This window comes from Caulobacter segnis (assembly GCF_029543125.1).
In the GTDB taxonomy this organism is placed as follows: domain Bacteria; phylum Pseudomonadota; class Alphaproteobacteria; order Caulobacterales; family Caulobacteraceae; genus Caulobacter; species Caulobacter segnis_D.
This window is the reverse complement of record NZ_JARQWW010000005.1, coordinates 206,079-225,078: the sequence shown is the minus strand read 5'-3', so window position 1 is coordinate 225,078 and position 19,000 is coordinate 206,079. Positions and strand designations below refer to the sequence as shown.

Here is a 19,000-nt window from a genome sequence, read left to right as displayed (position 1 = left end):
GGGTCTGGGGTAGTCGCGGTTCTGTAGCTTTGGGGGATAAAGCATGAAGCGTTTTTCTATGCGCGGTTGGCTCTGCGCTTCTACGATGATGGTCGGCGCCGGCGTGCTTTCCGCCGTGCCGGTTCAATCCGCCTTCGCTCAGGCGGCGGATGATGTGGCGATCGAAGAAATCGTCGTCACCGGCTCGCGCATTCGTCGCGCCGAAACCACGACCGAGGCTCCGGTCGCGGTGATCGACGCACAGGCGATGCAGGACCGTGGTTTCATCCAGGTCGGCCAGGCGCTCAACGAACTGACGGCCAACATGCCGCAATTCGCCATGGCCGCCGGCAGCGGCTCGGCGGCGGGCAACGGCCAGCAGTTTCCAAACCTCTTCGGTCTCGGCGCCGGGCGCACCCTGACCCTGGTCAACGGCCGCCGCATGGTGACCTCGTCCTCGGGCCTGGGCGACCAGACGGTCGACACCAACGTCATCCCGGCGGGCCTTATCGCCCGCGTCGAAGTCGCCCAGGCGGGCGGCGCCGCCGTCTACGGCTCGGACGCCATCGCCGGGGTGGTCAACTACATCCTGCGTGACGACTTCGAAGGTCTGGAGGTCGACCTCCAGTACGGCATCTCTTCGCGCAACGATTATGAGACGCCGAGCGTGCGCGTCACCGGCGGCCGCAACTTCGCCGACGATCGCGGCAACGTGGCGTTCAATTTCGAGTGGTCCAAGACGGACTCGCTGCTCGACTATGACCGTCCGCGCTCCAACCTGGGCCGCGTGAACGTCAACAATCCGGCCAACACGAGCAATTCGGACGGCATTCCTTCGCTGATCGAGAACCTGAACTCGCGCTTTGTGAGCTTCAACGCCAACGGCGTGCTGTTCAATCCGGGCCCGCCGTTCGCCAGCTCGATCTATCGCGTCAACGGGATTCCGCAGCAGTTCAACGCCGCCGGCACGGGCCTGATCGCCTATGACATCGGCACCCTGAAAAACCCGAACGTCCCGCCTTTCACCAGCGGCGGCGACGGCAATCCCTACCAGGAGCTCGCTGCGCTGTTCACCGGCGTCGAGCGCTGGAACGGCACGGCGATCGGCCACTACGACCTCACCGACCGCGTCAAGCTGTCGGGCGAGTTCTTCGTGTCGCGCGTCGAAGGCCGTGATCCCTACGGCAATCAGGCCAGCAACACGGTCCTGAACAACGCCGCCAGCGGTTCGGGCGCCATCAGCGTCTCGCGCACAAACCCTTACCTGTCTCCGGCCGTGACCGCGGTGCTTGGCCCAGCAGGCGCGCCGCTGACCCTGTCCAAGTTCTGGACCGACCTTCTGCCGACCCGTGAGGTCATCTCGCGCACCGACACGGTGCGGGCGGCGCTCTCGCTGGAAGGCGACTTCGACTACGCTGATCGCAACTTCTACTGGAGCCTGTCCTACAGCCTCGCCCAGACGGCGGGCGAGGAAGAGGGCTACGGCGTCTATACCGCGCGCTTCAACAACGCGATCAACGCCGTTCGCAACAGCGCGGGCGCCATCGTCTGCGGCATCAACGCTGACGCGACGACCGCCAACGACGACCCCAACTGCGCCCCGATCAATCCGTTCGGCGTGGGCAACGTGTCGCCGGAAGCGCGCGCTTACTCGACGATCCGAGCTGGGGAGGAATACCTCAACACCCAAGGCGATTTCCTGGCCACCATCGGCGGCGACCTCTTCAACCTGCCGGCCGGCGCCGTGCAGTTCAGCGCCGCTTACGAGCACCGCTCGGAAGAGGCTAAGTTCAAGCCCATGACCGCCAACCGGTTGGGCCTGATCGGCTCGCAGGTGCCTACGGCGGCCACGAGCGGCAAGTACAACACCGACGAGCTCTCGGGCGAAATCCTGGTGCCCGTCCTGGGCGGCGACTTCAGCCTGCCGTTCGCCCGCTCGGTTGAACTGAACGGCGCCTTCCGCCGTGTCGATCACTCGATCGCCGGCACGGAGGACATCTGGGGCCTGGGCGGCCGCTGGGAGATTTTCCAGGGCCTGACCGCTCGCGTCTCGCGCAGCCGCAACTTCCGCGCTCCCACGCTGGAGCAATTGTTCGCGCCGCAACGCACAGCTCTCAGCAACACCGGCTTTGACCCCTGCGACGCGGACCGGATCGCCAACGGCCCGAACCCGTCGGTGCGTCTGGCTAACTGCCAGGCCCTGTTCGCCGCCAACCCCGGCTACGGTCCGCTGTCGACGTTCCAGAATCAGGCGGAGAACTTCAGCGTCGCCAACGTGACGACGGGCGGCAATCCCGACCTGCGCAACGAGGTCTCCAAGACCTGGACGTTCGGGTTCGTGTTCCAGCCGACCTTCATCCCGGGCCTGAGCATTGTCGCCGACCGCATCGAGGTGGACCTGACGGATGGCCTTTCGGCCTTCTCGCCGGAAAGCTTCATGTCGACCTGCTACGACAGCTCGCCGCAGCCGGCCGACATCTGCAGCACCTTCACGCGTGACGCCCAGGGCAACACGCTGACGGCCCTGCGGACCACCTTCAATGCGGGCAGCATCACGTTCCGCGGCGAGGTCTACAACGTCAACTACGCCTTCCCGATCGGCCGCTACTTCGGCGACCGCGATCTGGGCGAACTGGAGTTGAATCTCGAAGCCACGCGCATCGAGAAGTATGAGATGTCGGTGACCGGCGTCGACCGCACGCGGATCGACAATACGTCCTCGACCACCGACTTTGGCCCGTCTCCGGACCTGTCGGCCAAGTTCGACATGCGCTACCGCAAGGGGCCGTTCCGCTTCACCTATACGGCCAACTATCTGTCGGCGGTGAAGTTCAACGCCACCTCGACCATCGAGAACTGGCCGACCCCGAACGTGAAGGAAAACCTGCGCCACAACGTGGCCGCTTCCTACGACTTCCGGAACTATACGATCCGGGGCGGGGTCACCAACCTGACTGACGAGGAGCCGTCGTTCCCGACGCGCAGCTACGGCGACATCCTGGGCCGCCGCTACTTCGTCGGCCTGAAAGCCAGCTTCTAAGCTTGCTACGGGTCGGGCTACGGTCCGGCCCGGACTATCCGGCGACGGCGCGTCAAAGGGCGCGCCGTCCGTCTGGTTGATTAAGGGATAAGTTCAAGATGGATGCGACCATCGCCGGCCTTCGGGTTCTGGATGTCGCCGCGGTGCGGTCGGCCCTGACCTATGAGGCGGCGATGCCCCTGGTGCGCGAGGCAATGATCGCCCTGTCCACCGGCCGCGTCCGCCAAGAGTTGCGGTCCTTCATCGGCCTGGGCCCTGGGCGCACCTTCGCCATCATGCCGGCCGCCTTCGAAAGCCCCGGGGCGTTCGGCGCCAAGCTTGTCAGCGTTTTCAACGATGGTCGGGGCCGCAAGGCTCATGAGGGCCTCGTTGTCCTTTTCGACGGCGCTGACGGCGCGCCTGTCTGCCTGGCCGACGCCGGCGAGGTCACCGCTATCCGCACAGCCGCCGCCAGCGCGGTCGCCACCGACGCCCTGGCGCGGCCCGATGCGCGGCGTCTGGCGGTTCTGGGCATGGGACGTCAGGCCGAAACCCATATTCAAGCCATCGCCCTGGTGCGCGATCTCGAAAGCGTTGTGGTGTGGGGGCGTGAAGCCGGCCGAACCACGGAGTTCGCAGCGCGCATGACTCGTCTGACCGGCGTCGCTTGCATGGCCGTCTGCGACGCCCGACGGGCGGTCGAGGGGGCGGACATCATCTGCACCGTGACGGCGGCCGCCGAGCCAATCCTGCTGGGCGGCTGGGTGTCGCCGGGCGCACATGTGAACCTCGTGGGCTCCAGCGGCCCCGCCCAGGCCGAGACGGACGGCGCCCTCGTCGCGCGCAGCCGTTATGTGGTCGATCACCGCGAGCACGTCCTGGTTCACGGGGGAGAGTTCCTGCGCGCCAAGGCGGCGGGTCTGGTCGGCGACGACCACATCGCCGCCGAGATCGGCCAGATACTGTCTGGCGAAATCCCCGGCCGAACGGGGGACGAGCAAGTCACTGTCTACAAGTCGCTGGGTCATGCGGTGCAGGACATCGCCTGCGTCGCCTGGCTGAACGGGAGGGCCGCCTGATGCGTGTCATCGACCGTGAGGAAGTCGCTCGCCGCCTGACCTATGAAGTCTGCATCCCGCTGGTCCGGGACGCGATGATCGCCTTCTCCAGGGGCGAGACGCGGCAACTGCTGCGCTCGATCCTTCCGCTCGGGGCAGGGCGCATGTTCGGCATCATGCCCGGCGCGCTCGGCGAGCGGGCGGTGTTTGGCGCCAAGCTGGTCAGCGTATTCCCCGAGAACTTCGAGAAGGGCCTCCAATCCCATCAGGGCGTCGTGGTCCTGTTTGATGGCGAAAGCGGCGCGCCGGTCTGCGTCGCCCATGCCGGCGAGATCACCGCCATCCGCACCGCCGCCGCCAGCGCGGTGGCCACCGACACCCTGGCGAGGCCCGACGCTTCGCGCCTCGCCATCCTCGGCTATGGCGAACAGGCGCTGACCCACGCGCGGGCGATCAGCAAGGTGCGGGCCCTGTCGTCCATCACCGTCTGGGGCCGCTCGACCGAGCGCGCCGCCAGCCTGGCTGACAAGCTGAAAACCGAGCTTGGGATTGAGGTTGCGGCCGCGTCTTCATCTCAGGCCGCGGTCGAGAACGCGGAGATCATCTGCACCGTCAGCGCCGCGCGTGAGCCGATACTGCGGGGCGCGTGGCTGGCGCCGGGGACGCACGTCAATCTCGTAGGCTCCAGCTATGCCGGGCCGACCGAGGCGGATCACGATGTGGTCGTCGGCTCCCGCTTCATCGCCGACAGCCGCGAGGGCGTTCTGGCCCAGGGGGCGGAATTCCTGCTCGCCAAGGCGGCGGGCCTCGTGACCGATGATCATTTAGTCGGCGAGATCGGCCAGGTTCTGGCAGGCGACCTTGAAGGCCGCCAGTCGCCGGATCAGATCACCGTCTACAAGTCGCTGGGCCATGTCGTGCAGGACCTCGCCGCCGCCCAGGCGCTCTACACCCAAGGAGTTGCGTAGGATGACCATGCGTCGATGGCGGCGGGCCGCCTTGCTGGCGGGCGCGGTGCTTGCCGGATGTGCGGGCGGGGCGCTGGCCCAGCCTTCAGCGCCGCGCGCGGGTCTCGATCCCAGCTTCGGCGTCGATGCGTTTCCGTCCACCTACCGTCCGGCGCCGTCCGTGCCGACGGCGATCATCAACGCGACCATCCTGACCGCAGCCGGCCCGCGCATCGACAACGGCGTGCTGCTGCTTCGTGACGGCAAGGTGGCGGCCGTGGGTCGCGATGTGGCGGTCCCCGCGGGCGTGCAGGTCATCGACGCCAAGGGGCGCTGGGTGACCCCGGGCATCATCGATCCGCACTCGCACATCGGTGTCGGCTCCAGCCCGGGCGAGGCCAATGGCGACGGCTCCAACGAGTCCGGTCCCAACGCCGCCGGCATCTGGGTCGAGCACGCCGTCTGGCCGCAGGACCCGATGTTCGAGCGGGCTCTGGCGGCGGGCGTCACCACCACCATGATCCTTCCCGGATCGGCCAACCTGTTCAACGGCCGCACCGTGACCCTGAAGACCACCCCAGCGCTTTCGCCGCAGGGCATGAAGATGCCGGGCGCGCCCTATGGCCTGAAGATCGCCTGCGGCGAGAACCCCACGGGCGGCGGTCCCGGCAAGCCCGGCACCCGCGCGGGCGGCATGCTCGGCTATCGCACCACCTTCGCCGCTGCAGCCGCCTATGCCGATCAGGTTCGCGAGTATCGCCGCAAGGTCGCGGCCGACCAGCCCGCCCAGGCGCCGCGCCGCGACTTGGCCCTGGAGACCGTGGCCGCCGCGCTGGAAGGCCAGGTCAAGGTCCAGATCCACTGCTACCGCGCCGACGAGATGCTGCAGATGATCGATCTGTCGCATGAGTTCGGCTTCAAGATCGCCGCCTTCCACCACGCGCTGGAGGCCTTCAAGATCGCGCCGGTCCTGGCGCGTGAAGGCATCCCGGTCGCCACCTGGGCCGGCGACTGGTCCGGCTACAAGATGGAGGCCTACGACTCCATCATGGAGAACGCGGGCATCCTCGAGGCCGCGGGCGGCGTGGTCGCCATGCACTCCGACAACGTCATGATCATGCAGCACCTCAATCAGGAGGCGTCGCGGGCCATGACCGCCGCGCGCGAGGCGGGTCTGAACGTGACCTACGAGGACGCCATCCGCTGGCTGACCCTCAACCCGGCGAAAATCCTGGGCATCGAAGCGCGCTCCGGCTCGCTGGAGGTGGGCAAGGACGCTGACGTGGTGGTGTGGAGCGCCGATCCGTTCAGCGTCTACAGCCTGCCCGATCTCGTGCTCGTCGATGGTGCGGTCATGCACGACCGGAGCAAGCCGCCGTCGCAGCCGCGCTCCGATTTCGAACTGGGACTTCAGAAGCGTCCGGAGGCGTCGAAATGATCCGCCGCAAGTCCATCCTCGCCGCTCTGCTGGTCCTGGCCGCCGCATCACCTGCGGCCGCCGAAACCCTGGCCATCGTCAACGCCCGTGTCGTCAGCCTCGGCGCGGCCGGGGACCTGCCGCGCGGCGCCGTTCTCGTGCGGGACGGCAAGATCGTCGACGTCGGGGCATCCGTCCGCATCCCGTCTGACGCCCGTGTGATCGACGCGGCGGGACAGACCCTGACGCCTGGTCTGGTGGCGACCATCTCGCCGCTCGGCCTAAATGACACCATCGGCAGCGGATGGCCCGGCCGCGGCTCCACCGATCCTCGCCTGAGCGCCGGGTTCGACGTGGCCTATGACGTTGATCCGAACTCGCCGCAGATTCCCGAGGCGCGAGTGGAAGGCGTCACCGCCGCCGTGCTCGCGCCCACTCCCGCTTCGGCGGCGGCAGGCGCGCCGCGCAAGGTGTTCGGTGGTCAGCTGGGGGTGATCCAGCTTTCCGACAGCGGCGACTATCTGGTGGCTCCGCACGTGGCTGTACTGACGGCGCTGGGTGAAGGTTCGACCTCGACCGCCGGAGGCGGGCGAGGGGCCTGGCGCGGCCTGATCAAGCAATCCCTGGCCCTGGCCCGCGACTACCGCGCAGGCCGTGTGGACGAGGGCAAGCTGGAGGCCCTGTCGCTGTCCCGCGCCGACATGGAGGCCCTGGCGCCGATCGTGGACCGCCGCCAGCCGCTGGTCGTCGAGGCGAACCGCGCCTCTGACATCCGTCTCGCCCTGGCGACGGCGCGCGAGGAGAACATCCGCATCGTCATCTCGGGCGGGGCCGAGGCGTGGCTGTTGGCGAAGGAGATCGCCGCGGCCAAGGTTCCGGTGATCCTCGACGCCGAGGACAACCAGGCCTTCACCTTCGACAGCCTGAACGCCACCTATCGCAACGCCGCGATCCTCAATCAGGCGGGCGTACTGGTCGCCTTCAAGCCAGGCATCGCTCGGATCGTCTTCCTGATCCGCACGCCGCGCTATCTGGCCGGCCGCACGGTGCCCTACGGCCTGCCGTGGGAGGCCGCCTTGGCGGCGATCACCGTCAATCCGGCGCGCATCTTCGGCTTCGACGGGGCGAAAGGCTCCATCGCGCCAGGCAAGGACGCCGACCTCGTGCTGTGGAGCGGTGATCCGCTGGAGACCACCACGGTGGCCCGCAGGGTGCTGATCGGCGGCGTCGAGCAACCCATGACCTCGCGCAGCCGCCAGCTTCGCGACCGCTACATCGACGCGGTGCGTCCGGCCAAGGCCGCGCCCGAGTCCTGACCGTTCCAGACAAGGAGACCGCCATGTCCCGACCCACGCGAAGGGCGTTCGGCGCCGCCGCCTCGATCTTCTGGCTCGGCGCCGGAAGCCTTTCGCCGGCGGCGGCTCAGGCGGCCGGCGTTCCGGTCCCCGCCACCATGCGCGGGACGGTCAAGATCCGGGGACGCTCCATCGCCTATCGGGGCGTGGCGTCGGAGATCGCGCTGCCCAACGCCGTCGGCGCGCCGGGCACGACCATCTTCTCGGCGGCTTATCTGGAGGAGGGGGCGGACCCGGCCAAGCGGCCGGTGACCTTCCTGTTCAACGGCGGCCCCGGCGGCGCCACCATCGCCCTGCGCGAGGGCCTGGGACCGCGCATCACGGTCAACGCCGACAGCGCCGACGGTTTCGCCTTTGTCGATAACCCGCACAGCCTGCTGGACCAGAGCGACCTGGTGTTCGTGGACCCGCCGGGCGTCGGCTACAGCCGCTTCCTGACGCCAGGGTCCGAGCGCGAGTTCTGGGGCGTGGAGGAGGACGCGCGTGCCGTCGCCGCCTTCATCCGGACCTGGCTCGCCGAAAACGGCCGCACGGCCTCTCCGAAGTTCCTGGTGGGCGAGAGCTATGCCGGCGTGCGCGTCGGCTTTGTCACCGAGCTGCTGGCGCAGGGCGCGCAGCCGATCAAGATGAACGGCGTGGTGCTGGTCTCGCCTTCCACATCGACGCGGGGCCGCGCGCCGCTGGCGGGGCCGGCCGACCCGGCCGTACGCGCCTTGCCCAGCCAAGCGGCCGCCGCATGGTTCCATAAGAAGGGCGCTTACGGCGACCGCACCGTCGAGGCGGTGGCCGGCGACGCACATCGCTTCGCGTCTGGTCCCTATGCCGAAGCCCTGGCCAAGGGCGCCGCTCTGCCGCCAGCCGAAGCCTCGAAGATCGCCGCGCAAGTGGCCGCTTTCACGGGCTTTTCCGTCGAGGCGGTTCAGGCGGGCGGGTTGAAAGTTCCTGGCGATCGTTTCGTCCGCGAGCTGCTGTCCGACACCGGGGAGCGCATCGGCGGCTCCGACGCGCGGGCCAAGGCGCCGCGCAGCATCACGGATACGCGCAAGGCGCCCTATGACGATCCGTCCACCTCGCCCTACACGCTGAAGTACGACCTGACCAAGGCGGTGGAGGGGCTGTTCCGGAACGAGTTCGGCTATCGCCCGGCCAGCGGCTACATCCGCCTGTCCTATCCGGCCAACGAGCAGTGGAACCACAAGGTGGCGCGTGGGCCGGTGGCCATGCCGCTGATGTTCAAGGATCTGATGGCGGGTGATCCGGGCCTGAAGGTGACCCTGATGCTCGGCTACTACGACCTGACGATACCCTATGCGGGGCCGCTGGAGGAGTATCTGGCCGCCGACCTGCCCAAGGGGCGGTTCACGCACCGGGTCTATCGGGCGGGACACGCGGTGTTCTCGGACGCCGCCAGCCGCAGCCAGGCGACGGACGATCTTCGCGCCTTCTACCGCGCGGCCCTCGGCTGAGCGCCGCGCGTCGGCGGGTGGTTCAGAACCGCCCGCCGGTGACGAAGGTGCGCACGTCGTCGTTGAAGGCCTTCAAGGTCGGCTCGTTGGTGTAGGCCATGTGGCCGCCCACGTACTGACGCTGGATGACCCGGTCGCGCGGATAGTCGCTCTGGGTCACCAGATAGCGCGCCGGCCCGACCGTGGTGGTCAGGTCGAAGATGCCGGTCCCGACCATCAGGCGGAACTTCGGATTGGCCTCGAAGGCCGTGGTGATCTGCGACGGATAGTCGAAGTCGTAGAACGGCCCGCCCGGGCCCAGCGTCGGCGCCCAGGTCCAGCCGCCCGTCTGCGGGGCGGAGGAGCGGTAGTCGGACGCCGGCCAGGTCACGCCCAGGTTCTTGGCGTAGTGCTCCAGCATCATCGGGCCGATGGCCGCCATGGGCTTGAACGACGGGTCGGGCAGGCGCTCGCCCGGCTTGGGCAGCGGGCCCACATAGCGGGCGTCGTACATGCCCAGCATCAGGCCGTCGGCCTTCAGCAGTTCACGCTGGAAGGCCATCTTGGTGATCACCAGGCCGTTGGCGAGATAGTATTCTGCGCTGATCCCGGTGATGGCCTGCAGCTTCTTGGCCAGGGCCTGACGCTCGGCGGCCGGCAGGTCGTTTCCGCGAACCAGGGCCTGCAGATACTCGTCCATGCCGAAGGCGTAGGCCTCGTCGATGATCTGGTTCATCGGCCGGTCGCTGCGCTCGGCCTTGCCGTGATAGGCGGCGATGGCGGCGAGGGCGGTGATGTTGGTGGCGTAGGAGACCGCGTTCTTCGCCCGCTGGCTGGTCTCGATCATGTTCACCGCCTGGCCGAAGATGAACACGCCGTCCAGCGGCATGGTCTTGGCCAGTTGTCCCGCCATGAAGGCGGCGCGCAGGGTGCCGTAGCTTTCACCCAGCACGTACTTCGGCGAGGCCTCGCGGCCGTTCGCCTTGCACCAGGCGGTCACGAAGTCCGACACCGATTGGGAGTCGCCCTCGACGGAATAGAAGTACTCCCGCTTGCCGCCGGGCAGGACGCGGCTGAAGCCCGTCTCGGCCGGGTCGACCATGACGATGTCGGCGGCGTCGAGGACGCTGTAGGTGTTGTCGATCAGGCTCGGCGTCGGCTCAGGCGTGCGCGGGTCCTGCGCCACCGGCGGACGCTTCGGGCCCAGGGCCATCATGTGCAGGGTCTGGGAGGAACTGCTCGGGCCGCCGTTGAAGGCGAAGATGACAGGGCGCGCGGCATCGACCTTGTCGCGAACATAGGACGTGCTGACGAACCGCGCGGTCGGCGTTCCGGCGGCGTCGTGCAGGATCGTCGCGCCGACCGTGGCCGTGTAGTTGAGCTTGCGGCCGTTGAAGACGCCGCTGTGCCGGGTGACGAAGGGGCCGCCGGCCTCTGCGCTAGATTGCGCGAAAGCTCCGCTCGCCGCCGTCAGTCCCACGACCGAAGCCGCGCCCGCCAGCCATTGACGCTTGGTGATCGAAGTCATCCCGTCCCCCATTTCATCGCTTCACAATCAGCCTAGCCAAGGCGCGACGGATTTTCTTTTCGAATGGCAGGTTTGGCTGAGGGGCGTCGGCATAGGCTATGCGCGCCGACGCCTCGTTTCTGCATTGAATTTGTCACATCCACCCGGCGACGATCGTACTTCGAATAGAAATGCCGAGGCCTACGGGTAGGATGATGCAGACTCCGTGTTCACTCACGGATCGGGGGAATTTCAGATGGTGCTACGACCCGCCGTTCTCGCCGCTCTGCTGCTTTTGGGCTCTGCCGGACCCCTTCATGCGCAGGTCTCGCAGACTTCGCCGGCCGCCTCGGCCGAGCGTCGCCCTTTGTCGGCGGAGACGCGACATACGGGCCGCTTCAACGATCAGAAGGTGGCCTATCGGGCGGTGGTCGCCGAGACCTTCGTCCCGAGCGCTTCGGGCGCGGCCAAGGGCTCCATCGTCACCACCTCCTACATCCGCACGGATGTTAAGGGCGCCGCGCGGCCGGTGATGTTCATCTTCAACGGCGGGCCTGGGGCTTCGACGACCCCGCTGCACTTCGGCGCCTTCGGACCGAAGCGACGGGTGGGCGAGGGGGCCGAGCAGACGCTGATCGATAATCCGGTCAGCCCGCTCGACGCCACGGACTTGGTCTTCATCGACCCCATCGGCACCGGCTACAGCCGCCCCTTCACGCCGGAAGACGGCAAGGCCTTCTGGAGCCGCACGGGCGACGCGGCCTCGGTCCGCTATGTGATCGAGCAGTGGCTGAAGGCCCACGGCCGCGAGGCTTCGCCGCGCTATATCCTGGGCCAGAGCTATGGCACCACGCGGGCGGCCCTGATCGCCAAGGACGCGGCGGCGCTCAAGCTGGACGGGGTGCTGCTGTTCGCTCTGGTGGGCGCGAGCGAGGGGCGAGAGATGCCTTTCGTCACCAGCCTGCCCAGCTTCGCCACGGTGGCGTGGTGGCACCAGCGCATCGACCGTGGTGGACGCTCGGTCGAGCAGACCTACGACGAAGCGGTCCGCTATGCGCGCACCGACTATGTGGCCGCGCTGATCCAGGGCTCCAGCCTGCCCGCCGACGAGAAGCGCAAGGTCGCCGCGAAGATGTCGGCGATGATCGGCCTGCCCGCCGACTACATCCTGTCCAAGGATCTGCGGCTGTCGAACCGCGACTTCATGTTCGAGCTGCTGAAGGATCAGGGGCTGCGCACCGGCCAGCTGGACGGCCGCGCCACGCGCCGCCTCGACGCCCCGGCGCAGCGTCCGCCCTATGACGATCCGGGCCTGTCCTTCTCGCTGGAGAAGGCGCCGCCCGCGCCCAAGCTGGTCCGCCCCGACATCGCCGTGCCTGTGGGCAAAGGCGAGTCCACGGCGGTGGAGATCTACTTCCGCAAGACCCTCGGCTTCGAGAGCCCCGAGACCTACAACTCGCTGAACCTCGAGGTGAACGCCGCCTGGAACCATGAGGGCATGGGCGACGCCAATGTCTTCCTCGGCCAGGCCATGCAGGCTGATCCGAAGCTGCGGCTGTTCTGGGCCTCGGGCCTCTACGACATCACCACGCCCGCCTATCGCGGGCGCTACGCCCTGGATCAGGCCGGCGTGCCCGCCGACCGCCTGACCGCGGCTCAGTTTCCGGGCGGCCATTCGGTCTTCACGGAAGAAGGTAATCGCGCAGCCCTGGCCGAGGCCGTGCGCAAGTTTGTTCGGCCGCAGGGGGACCACTGATGACCTTCCGTTCCATCGCACTCGCCGGCGTCGCCGTTCTCGCCCTCGCGGGCCAGGCCTTCGCCGCCACGGAACGCTATGTGGTGATCGCCAACGGCGAGAAGGTCGGCCATCTGACCGCAGAGGTGGACGGGACGAACGTGTCCATCGACTACGCCGTCAGCAACAACGGCCGCGGCCCCAAGGCCAAGGAGAACATCACCCTGTCACCGGACGGCCGTCCGGTGAAGTGGACGATCGAGGGCTCCTCCCTGTTCGGCAATCCGGTTAACGAGACCTTCGACTGGAGCGCGGGGACCGCCAAGTGGGTCAGCGCGCCCGATCAGGGGACGGTCAAGGCGGCTCAGCCGATCTTCTACGCGCCAGCCGACGCCAGCCCGTGGATGGACGGCCAGTTCGCCCGGGCGCTGCTGAAGGCCCCGAACCGGACGCTTCCGGTTTTGCCGTCCGGCACGGCGCGCCTGGATGAACTGCGCAAGCTGACCCTGGGCGAGGGCGCCAAGGCCGTGAAGCTCACGGTCTACGAGCTCAGCGGTCTCGACCTTCAGCCCGGCATCGTCGTGCTGGACGACAAGGGCGAGCTGTTCTCGCTCGGGGGCCTTGTCCGCGAAGGCTACGAGGAAGAGTTCAAGGTCCTGCAGAAGATGAGCCAGGAGCTCGCCCTACAGAGCGCCAAGGCCGCCAGCGCCAAGCTGGCTCACAAGTTCACCGGCCCGGTCCGGATCAAGAACGCCCGCATCTTCGACCCCAAGGCCATGAAGGTCGGCGAGTTGTCGGAGGTGGTGATCTACGAGGACCGCGTCGTCAGCATCGAGGCGGCCCGCACAGGTCCCGCGATCAAGGGCGAGACGATCATCGACGCCCAGGGCGGGGTTCTGGTCCCCGGCCTGCACGACATGCACCATCACGCGTCGCTGTCGTCGAACCTGTTCAACCTCGCGGCGGGCGTCACCTCCATCCGCGACCAGGGCAATGACAACGACGAGCTGCTGGCCCGCATCAAGATGCTGGAGGCGGGCGAGATCGCAGGGCCGCGCATCGTCCGCAACGGTTTCCTGGAAGGCCGCAGCCCCTATTCGGCGCGCAACGGCTTCATCGCCGACAGCCTTGAGGACGCGTTGAACGACGTCCGCTGGTACGCCGACCACGGCTATTGGCAGATCAAGATCTACAACAGCTTCAACCCCGATTGGGTCGCGCCCGTCGCCGCCGAGGCGCATCGCCTGGGCATGGGCGTCAGCGGCCACGTGCCGGCCTTCTCCTCGCCCGACCGGGTGATCAAGGACGGATACAACGATATCGCCCACGTGAACCAGCTCATGCTCGGCTGGATCCTGTCGCCGGAAGAGGACACCCGCACGCCGCTGCGCCTGACCGGCATGGCGCGGGGGACCGATCTCGACCTGAAGTCGCCCAAGGTGCAGGCCACCGTGGCGCTGATGCAGCAGAAGGGCGTCGCGCTCGACACCACGGCCGTGATCCTGGAGCGCCTGATGCTCAGCCGCGCCGGCCAGGTGAACGCTGGCGACGCGCCGTATCTCGACCACGTGCCGATCGGTTACCAGCGCTACCGCAAGCGCGGGTTCGTCACCCTTGCCCACCCGCACGACGATGAGCGCTACCAAGGCGGTTTCGAGCGGGTGCTGGAGGTGCTGAAGCTGCTCGACGACAAGGGCGTCCAGCTTCTGCCGGGCACCGACGACGGCACGGGCTTCACCCTGCATCGTGAGCTGGAGCTCTATGTGAAGGCGGGCATCCCAGCGGCCAAGGCCCTGCGCCTCGCCACCCTGGACAGCGAGACCTACTTCGGCCGGGACCAGCAGCTCGGTTCGATCGAGCGGGGTAAACTAGCCGACTTCCTGCTGGTGTCGGGTGATCCGACTAAGGACATCTCGAACATCCGCAACGTACGCATGACCATGGTCGGCGGCGTCGCCTACTACCCGTCCGAGATCTACCAACACTTCAGCATCAAGCCGTTCGCGCCGCCGCCGCCGGTGACGCCCGCCGCCGGTGAAGCCAAATGATCCGAAACGCGATCCTGCTGGGCGCGAGTCTGGCCGCGCTTTCCGCCGCCGCCGAGGCTCAGACTTTCGAGGCTGTCTTCAAGCCGGTCCGCAAGGACGGCGAGGTCACGGCGATCGAGGTCCGCTCGACCCTGAGCGACGCGCCCGGGGCAGGGGCCTTCAGCCTGTCGGCGCCGGTGGTCTATGCCGGCGTCCCCGGCATCGCTGACCGCGTGGAGGACCTGATTGTCACCGACGCACAGGGGCAGGTGCCGCTGACTTCGTCCGACGATCCGGCGGCGCCCGGCGGCTTTCCCTACTTCCGTCATTGGAAGGCGGGCCGCGAGGTCAGCTATCCGGTGAGCATCAGCTACCGCTCGTTGGTTCAGCCGGTGGGTTCGCGCCAGGGGCCGCCCTTCGGCATCCGTCCGTCCGGCGGCGGCGTCAGCGGCGCGGGTTCGGGCTTCCTGGTGATCCCTACCCACATCCGCGGCGGCGTCTCCAAGGTCCGCTGGGACCTCAGCGACATGCCCGCCGGTTCGACCGGCATCGCCTCCTTCGGCGAGGGCGCGGCCGAGGTGAAGGGACCGCCGTCGCGGCTGATGCAGTCCTGGTACATCGCCGGTCCGGTGGGCCGTTACCCGGCCAAGGGGCAGGACCACGGCTTCAGCGCCGCCTGGCTCGGCACGTCGCCCTTCGATCCGGCGGCGGAGTCCGCCTGGGCGGCGAAGCTCTACACCTACATCGCCAAAGACCTGCGCTACCTGCAGCCGCCTCCGCCATATCGGGTGTTCATGCGCTTTCTCGACACGCCGCCGGTGGGCGGGGGCACGGCGCTGCCGAACTCCTTCATGCTGTCCCAGGCTTCCGCCCCGCGCGACCCGAAGGCGAGCGGCCCGCGCCAGACCCTGGCGCACGAGATGATGCACCAGTGGACCGGCGGCGTCGAAGCGCCACAGGGGGTCTCCAGTTGGTTCAGCGAGGGTCTCAACACGTATCTGACCGCCGTGGTGCCCAAGCGCGGCGGCTTCAGGTCCATCGCCGACTATGCGGATGAATTGAACCAGATCGCCGAGGGCTATTACGGGGTCGCCGCACGCACCTGGTCGGCCGAGAAGATCGCCAAGGCCGGCTTCGGCGACGAGCACATCCGCCACGTGCCCTATAATCGTGGCGCGCTGTACTTCGCCGACCTGGACGCCCGCATCCGCGCCAAGTCTGGCGGCAAGCGCCGGCTGGAGGACGCGCTGCAACCCCTATTCAAAGCGCGCGAAGCCGGGCAGCGGTTCGATCACGCCGCCTGGAAAGCCTTCGTGGTCCGAGAGATCGGCCCCGGCGCCGACAAGGAATTCGAAGAGCGCATTCTGGAGGGTGTTTTGTTCAAGCCGAACTCTAACGCCTTCGGTCCCTGCTTCAGCCTGACGCCGAAGACCTACACCCAGGCCGGCGAGACGCTGGAGGGCTACGCCTTCATCCGCAAACCCGGTGTCTCTGATGCCGCCTGCAAGGCCTGGTGATCATGCGCCGTCTGGTCCTCTCCGCGTTCGCCGCCCTGACATTCGCGCTTCCGGCCCAGGCGGCCGGGCCGCAGCCGCTGGAGATCGTGTTCACGCCCAAACCGGCGGCCAGCCGCATGGACGTGCGCATGACGGTGACCAGCCCGGACCTGAAGGCCGGCGAGGGCCTGGTGCGACTGCCGCTGATCCTCGTCGGCATTCCCAGCGCCCGCTATGACGGCGACACCCTGACCGCTTCGGACGAGGCCGGCCCCATCCCGCTGACCCAATCGGAGGAGCCGCCGACGCCGCAGGGCGTCTATCGCCGCTGGAATGTCGGCCGTCCCACCAAGGGCGACGTGGTGGTTCGCTACTCGGCGCCGCCGCGCGCCGTGACCGCCGCAACCAACAATGGGCCCCTGTTCGACCTGCGTCAGGAGGGGGAGGGCTTCATCGGCGCCGGCGTCGGTTTTCTGGCGACGCCCGTCGCTTCGGGTCCGTGGAAGGTGAAGCTGCGTTGGGACCTGTCGGCGGCGCCGGCTGGTTCGCGCGGGGCGTGGACCTACGGCGAAGGCGCGGTGGACACCATCCTTCCGTCCGAGGCTCTGTCCTTCAGCTACTACGCCGCTGGCGCCCTGAAGAGCCACCCGGCCGAGGCGAAGGGTTTCTCGCTTTACTGGCTGGGCGAGCCTCCGTTTGACGCCGCCGTGCTCGGTGAGCGCACCGAGGCGCTCTTTGAATCCATGTCCGCCTTCTTCAACGATCAGGGCGGCGACTATCGCGTCTTCATGCGCCAGAACCCGTACAAGGGCATGGGCGGCAGCGCGCTCGGCCGCTCCTTCATGTTCGGCTACCACCCGCCAGCCAAGCCGGGCGTGGATGACTTGCAGGGCCTGATCGCCCACGAGATGGCGCACAACTGGCCTCGCATGCAGGGCGAGCACGGCGACACCGCCTGGTACAGCGAGGGCATGGCCGAGTACTATTCAGTGATGCTGTCGCATCGCGCCGGAGTGCTGCCGGCTGACCGGCTGTTCGAGACCCTCAACGACAAGGCCGCCGCCTACTACTCGAACCCCTATCGCGGGCTCAGCAATGCCGAGGGGGCCAAGCTGTTCTGGACCGATCCTATCGCCCAGACGATCCCCTACGGACGGGGCTTCTTCTACCTGCTGAACACCGACGCGGCGATCCGCCAGGCTTCCGGCGGACGCCGCAGTCTCGATGACATCGCCAAGGCCATGCGCGCCCGTGACGTGGCGGGGCAGAGCTTCGGCCTCGCCGAATGGCTCGCCCTGGTCGGGGCCGAGATCGGCGCCGATCGCGCTCGCGCCGACTACGACCACATGGCCGCCGGCGGCCTGCTGAAGCCTGCCGATCGGTTCGCCTCGTGCTTCACGGTCGTTCCGAAATCCAGCCGCCCGTTTGAACTCGGCTTCGCGCGGGCCTCGCTGAACGATGCCCGTGTGGTCCGTGATCTCATCGCCGGTTCGACGGCCGCCGCCGCTGGCGTCCAGAACGGCGACGTGATCGTCGAGACGGATCCCGTCGATGAAGTCCGCAAGGACGAGACCCGCACGCTTCGCCTTGTGGTGCGGCGTGGGACCGAGTTGAAGACCATCACCTATCTGCCCCGGGGCGCGGCGCGCGAGGGCTACGCCTTCACGCGGGTTCCCGCGGCCCCGGCTTCGGCCTGCCAGTTCTGACAACGGACCTTCGATGACCGCAAACCTCCGCCACAGCGTCCGCCTGATCGATCTCGTCATGCTGGGGGCGGGGACCGCCATCGGCGCGGCGATCTTCACCGTCCTCGGGCCGGCGGCGAAGGTCGGCGGCTACGGCGTGCTGATCGCCACCATCCTGGCGGCCCTGCCCATGGGCCTGTTCGCGGTGGTCTATGCCTATCTGGCCTCCACCGCGCCCCGGACGGCGGCGTCCTTCGAGTGGCAGCGGCAGTTCACCAGCCCGGCTCTGGCCTTCGCCATCGTCTGGATGCGCGTGTTGTCCAACGCGGTGGTGATGATCGTCCTGGCGCGGGTGCTGATCAGCTATCTGTCGATGGTGCTGCCCCTGCCGGCGACGCCGACCATTCTCGGCTTCTTCGCCCTGATTTTCGCGCTGAACTACATCGGCGTGGCGGTGGCGGCGCGGGCGCAGACGATCCTGATGATCCTGCTGCTCGGCGCCTTGAGCATCTTCGTCTTCGCGGCGGCGCCGAAGTTTGATCCGCAGCTCTTCGTCAAGGCGACGGAGGGCGGAATCCTGCCGATCCTGGCGGCGCTGCCGCTGATGATCCAACTTTTCCTAGGCATCGAGACCGCGACCGAGGTCGGCGAGGAAGTCGCGGACGCTGAACGCAAGATTCCGCTCGGCATGGCCGGCGCGCTGACCCTGACTGTCGTCGTCTATCTGGCGGTGACCTTCGCCGCCATGAGCGCCGTGGGGCCGGAGGTGCTGGCCGTCAGCAAGGCCCCGCTGCTCGACGCCGCCAAGGCGGTGCTCGGCCCGGTGGCCACGCCGCTGATCGTCACGGCCGCGGTCTTCGCCCTGGCCAAGTCGATGAATGCGGTCTTCCTCGTCTATGCGCGCTTCCTCTTCGCCATGGGACGGGCAGGGGTCCTGCCGGCCGCCCTGGGCCGTGTGCATCCGAAGTTCGGCACGCCGCATGTGGCCAGCATCGTCGCCCTGTGCGGCTGTGTGACGGCCGTGTTCCTGCCGTCCAGCCTGCTGTTCCTGCTGCTGGCGGTGAACGTGCCGACCATGATGAAGTACTTCGGCACCTGCCTGGCGGCTTTCAATGTCGCCAAGTCGCATCCGGAGGTCCACGCAGCGGCTCGGCTGAAGTTCAGCCAGGGCACGGTGAAAGTGCTGGCCGCCTTGGGCTGCGTGGCCGCGGTTGTGATCGCCGCGCTTGGGTTCGGGACCGATTGGCGGCCGTACGGCATGCTGCTGATCTGGCTGGCCCTTGGCATGGCCTGGTATGCCTGGGGTGCGGGGAGGCGCGCGGCGGCCTGA

12 protein-coding genes are annotated in these 19,000 nt (G+C 67.9%); 11 read left to right on the top strand and 1 reads right to left on the bottom strand.

The features are described from left to right. Window positions 1-43 precede the first annotated feature (43 nt). The 6 genes from P7B02_RS15985 (at window position 44) to P7B02_RS15960 (ending at window position 9,241) form a co-directional block, all read left to right on the top strand. Window positions 44-3,019: a TonB-dependent receptor domain-containing protein gene (locus P7B02_RS15985; protein WP_277787346.1), complete on the top strand. Its 2,976-nt coding sequence runs from the start codon at window positions 44-46 to the stop codon at window positions 3,017-3,019. Between the two features lie 98 nt (window positions 3,020-3,117). After that, window positions 3,118-4,077, top strand: coding sequence for an ornithine cyclodeaminase family protein (locus tag P7B02_RS15980; RefSeq protein WP_277787345.1), 960 nt, complete (start codon window positions 3,118-3,120; stop codon window positions 4,075-4,077). Continuing rightward, a complete protein-coding gene (locus P7B02_RS15975; protein ID WP_277787344.1) occupies window positions 4,077-5,024 on the top strand; it encodes an ornithine cyclodeaminase family protein in 948 nt (315 codons plus the stop codon). The genes P7B02_RS15980 and P7B02_RS15975 overlap by 1 nt, the downstream gene beginning before the upstream one ends. Window position 5,025: 1 nt before the next feature. Then, complete coding sequence (locus P7B02_RS15970; protein ID WP_277787343.1) at window positions 5,026-6,441, top strand: amidohydrolase family protein; 1,416 nt, start codon at window positions 5,026-5,028, stop codon at window positions 6,439-6,441. Beyond that, the gene (locus P7B02_RS15965) at window positions 6,438-7,736 is read left to right on the top strand and encodes an amidohydrolase family protein (protein WP_277787342.1); all 1,299 of its coding nucleotides are present in this window, start codon (window positions 6,438-6,440) and stop codon (window positions 7,734-7,736) included. The genes P7B02_RS15970 and P7B02_RS15965 overlap by 4 nt, the downstream gene beginning before the upstream one ends. Before the next feature lie 23 nt (window positions 7,737-7,759). Next, the gene (locus tag P7B02_RS15960) at window positions 7,760-9,241 is read left to right on the top strand and encodes a S10 family serine carboxypeptidase-like protein (RefSeq protein ID WP_277787341.1); all 1,482 of its coding nucleotides are present in this window, start codon (window positions 7,760-7,762) and stop codon (window positions 9,239-9,241) included. Window positions 9,242-9,263: 22 nt separating this feature from the next. On the opposite strand, the gene P7B02_RS15955 is transcribed toward P7B02_RS15960, so the two are convergent. Next, on the bottom strand, window positions 9,264-10,748 hold the full coding sequence (locus P7B02_RS15955) for a S10 family peptidase (RefSeq protein WP_277787340.1): 1,485 nt from the start codon (window positions 10,746-10,748) through the stop codon (window positions 9,264-9,266). 235 nt (window positions 10,749-10,983) lie between these two features. Between P7B02_RS15955 and P7B02_RS15950 the strand changes: the two genes are divergently transcribed. The 5 genes from P7B02_RS15950 to P7B02_RS15930 are packed head-to-tail and all read left to right on the top strand — an operon-like array spanning window position 10,984 to window position 19,000. Then, entirely contained in the window at window positions 10,984-12,483 is a 1,500-nt protein-coding gene (locus P7B02_RS15950) for a S10 family serine carboxypeptidase-like protein (RefSeq protein WP_277787339.1), read from the top strand. Then, window positions 12,483-14,510, top strand: a complete 2,028-nt coding sequence (locus tag P7B02_RS15945) for an amidohydrolase family protein (RefSeq protein ID WP_277787338.1) — start codon at window positions 12,483-12,485, stop codon at window positions 14,508-14,510. Before P7B02_RS15950 ends, P7B02_RS15945 begins: the two co-directional genes overlap by 1 nt. Next, window positions 14,507-16,006, top strand: coding sequence for a hypothetical protein (locus P7B02_RS15940; RefSeq protein WP_277787337.1), 1,500 nt, complete (start codon window positions 14,507-14,509; stop codon window positions 16,004-16,006). Before P7B02_RS15945 ends, P7B02_RS15940 begins: the two co-directional genes overlap by 4 nt. 2 nt (window positions 16,007-16,008) lie before the next feature. Further along, window positions 16,009-17,691 (top strand): hypothetical protein, encoded by a 1,683-nt coding sequence (locus tag P7B02_RS15935; RefSeq protein WP_277787336.1) that lies wholly within the window; start codon window positions 16,009-16,011, stop codon window positions 17,689-17,691. A gap of 13 nt (window positions 17,692-17,704) precedes the next feature. After that, window positions 17,705-19,000 carry an APC family permease gene (locus P7B02_RS15930; RefSeq protein WP_277787335.1) on the top strand — a complete coding sequence of 432 codons (1,296 nt, stop codon included), beginning with the start codon at window positions 17,705-17,707 and terminating at the stop codon, window positions 18,998-19,000.

What these genes read in the sequence shown, in the direction of transcription:
- P7B02_RS15940 (WP_277787337.1), top strand. Translation starts at nt 14,507, where the DNA reads ATGATCCGAAACGCGATCCTGCTGGGCGCGAGTCTGGCCGCGCTTTCC.
- P7B02_RS15935 (WP_277787336.1), top strand. Translation starts at nt 16,009, where the DNA reads ATGCGCCGTCTGGTCCTCTCCGCGTTCGCCGCCCTGACATTCGCGCTT.
- P7B02_RS15970 (WP_277787343.1), top strand. Translation starts at nt 5,026, where the DNA reads ATGACCATGCGTCGATGGCGGCGGGCCGCCTTGCTGGCGGGCGCGGTG.
- P7B02_RS15985 (WP_277787346.1), top strand. Translation starts at nt 44, where the DNA reads ATGAAGCGTTTTTCTATGCGCGGTTGGCTCTGCGCTTCTACGATGATG.
- P7B02_RS15945 (WP_277787338.1), top strand. Translation starts at nt 12,483, where the DNA reads ATGACCTTCCGTTCCATCGCACTCGCCGGCGTCGCCGTTCTCGCCCTC.
- P7B02_RS15975 (WP_277787344.1), top strand. Translation starts at nt 4,077, where the DNA reads ATGCGTGTCATCGACCGTGAGGAAGTCGCTCGCCGCCTGACCTATGAA.
- P7B02_RS15960 (WP_277787341.1), top strand. Translation starts at nt 7,760, where the DNA reads ATGTCCCGACCCACGCGAAGGGCGTTCGGCGCCGCCGCCTCGATCTTC.
- P7B02_RS15955 (WP_277787340.1), bottom strand. Translation starts at nt 10,748, where the DNA reads ATGACTTCGATCACCAAGCGTCAATGGCTGGCGGGCGCGGCTTCGGTC.
- P7B02_RS15950 (WP_277787339.1), top strand. Translation starts at nt 10,984, where the DNA reads ATGGTGCTACGACCCGCCGTTCTCGCCGCTCTGCTGCTTTTGGGCTCT.
- P7B02_RS15930 (WP_277787335.1), top strand. Translation starts at nt 17,705, where the DNA reads ATGACCGCAAACCTCCGCCACAGCGTCCGCCTGATCGATCTCGTCATG.
- P7B02_RS15965 (WP_277787342.1), top strand. Translation starts at nt 6,438, where the DNA reads ATGATCCGCCGCAAGTCCATCCTCGCCGCTCTGCTGGTCCTGGCCGCC.
- P7B02_RS15980 (WP_277787345.1), top strand. Translation starts at nt 3,118, where the DNA reads ATGGATGCGACCATCGCCGGCCTTCGGGTTCTGGATGTCGCCGCGGTG.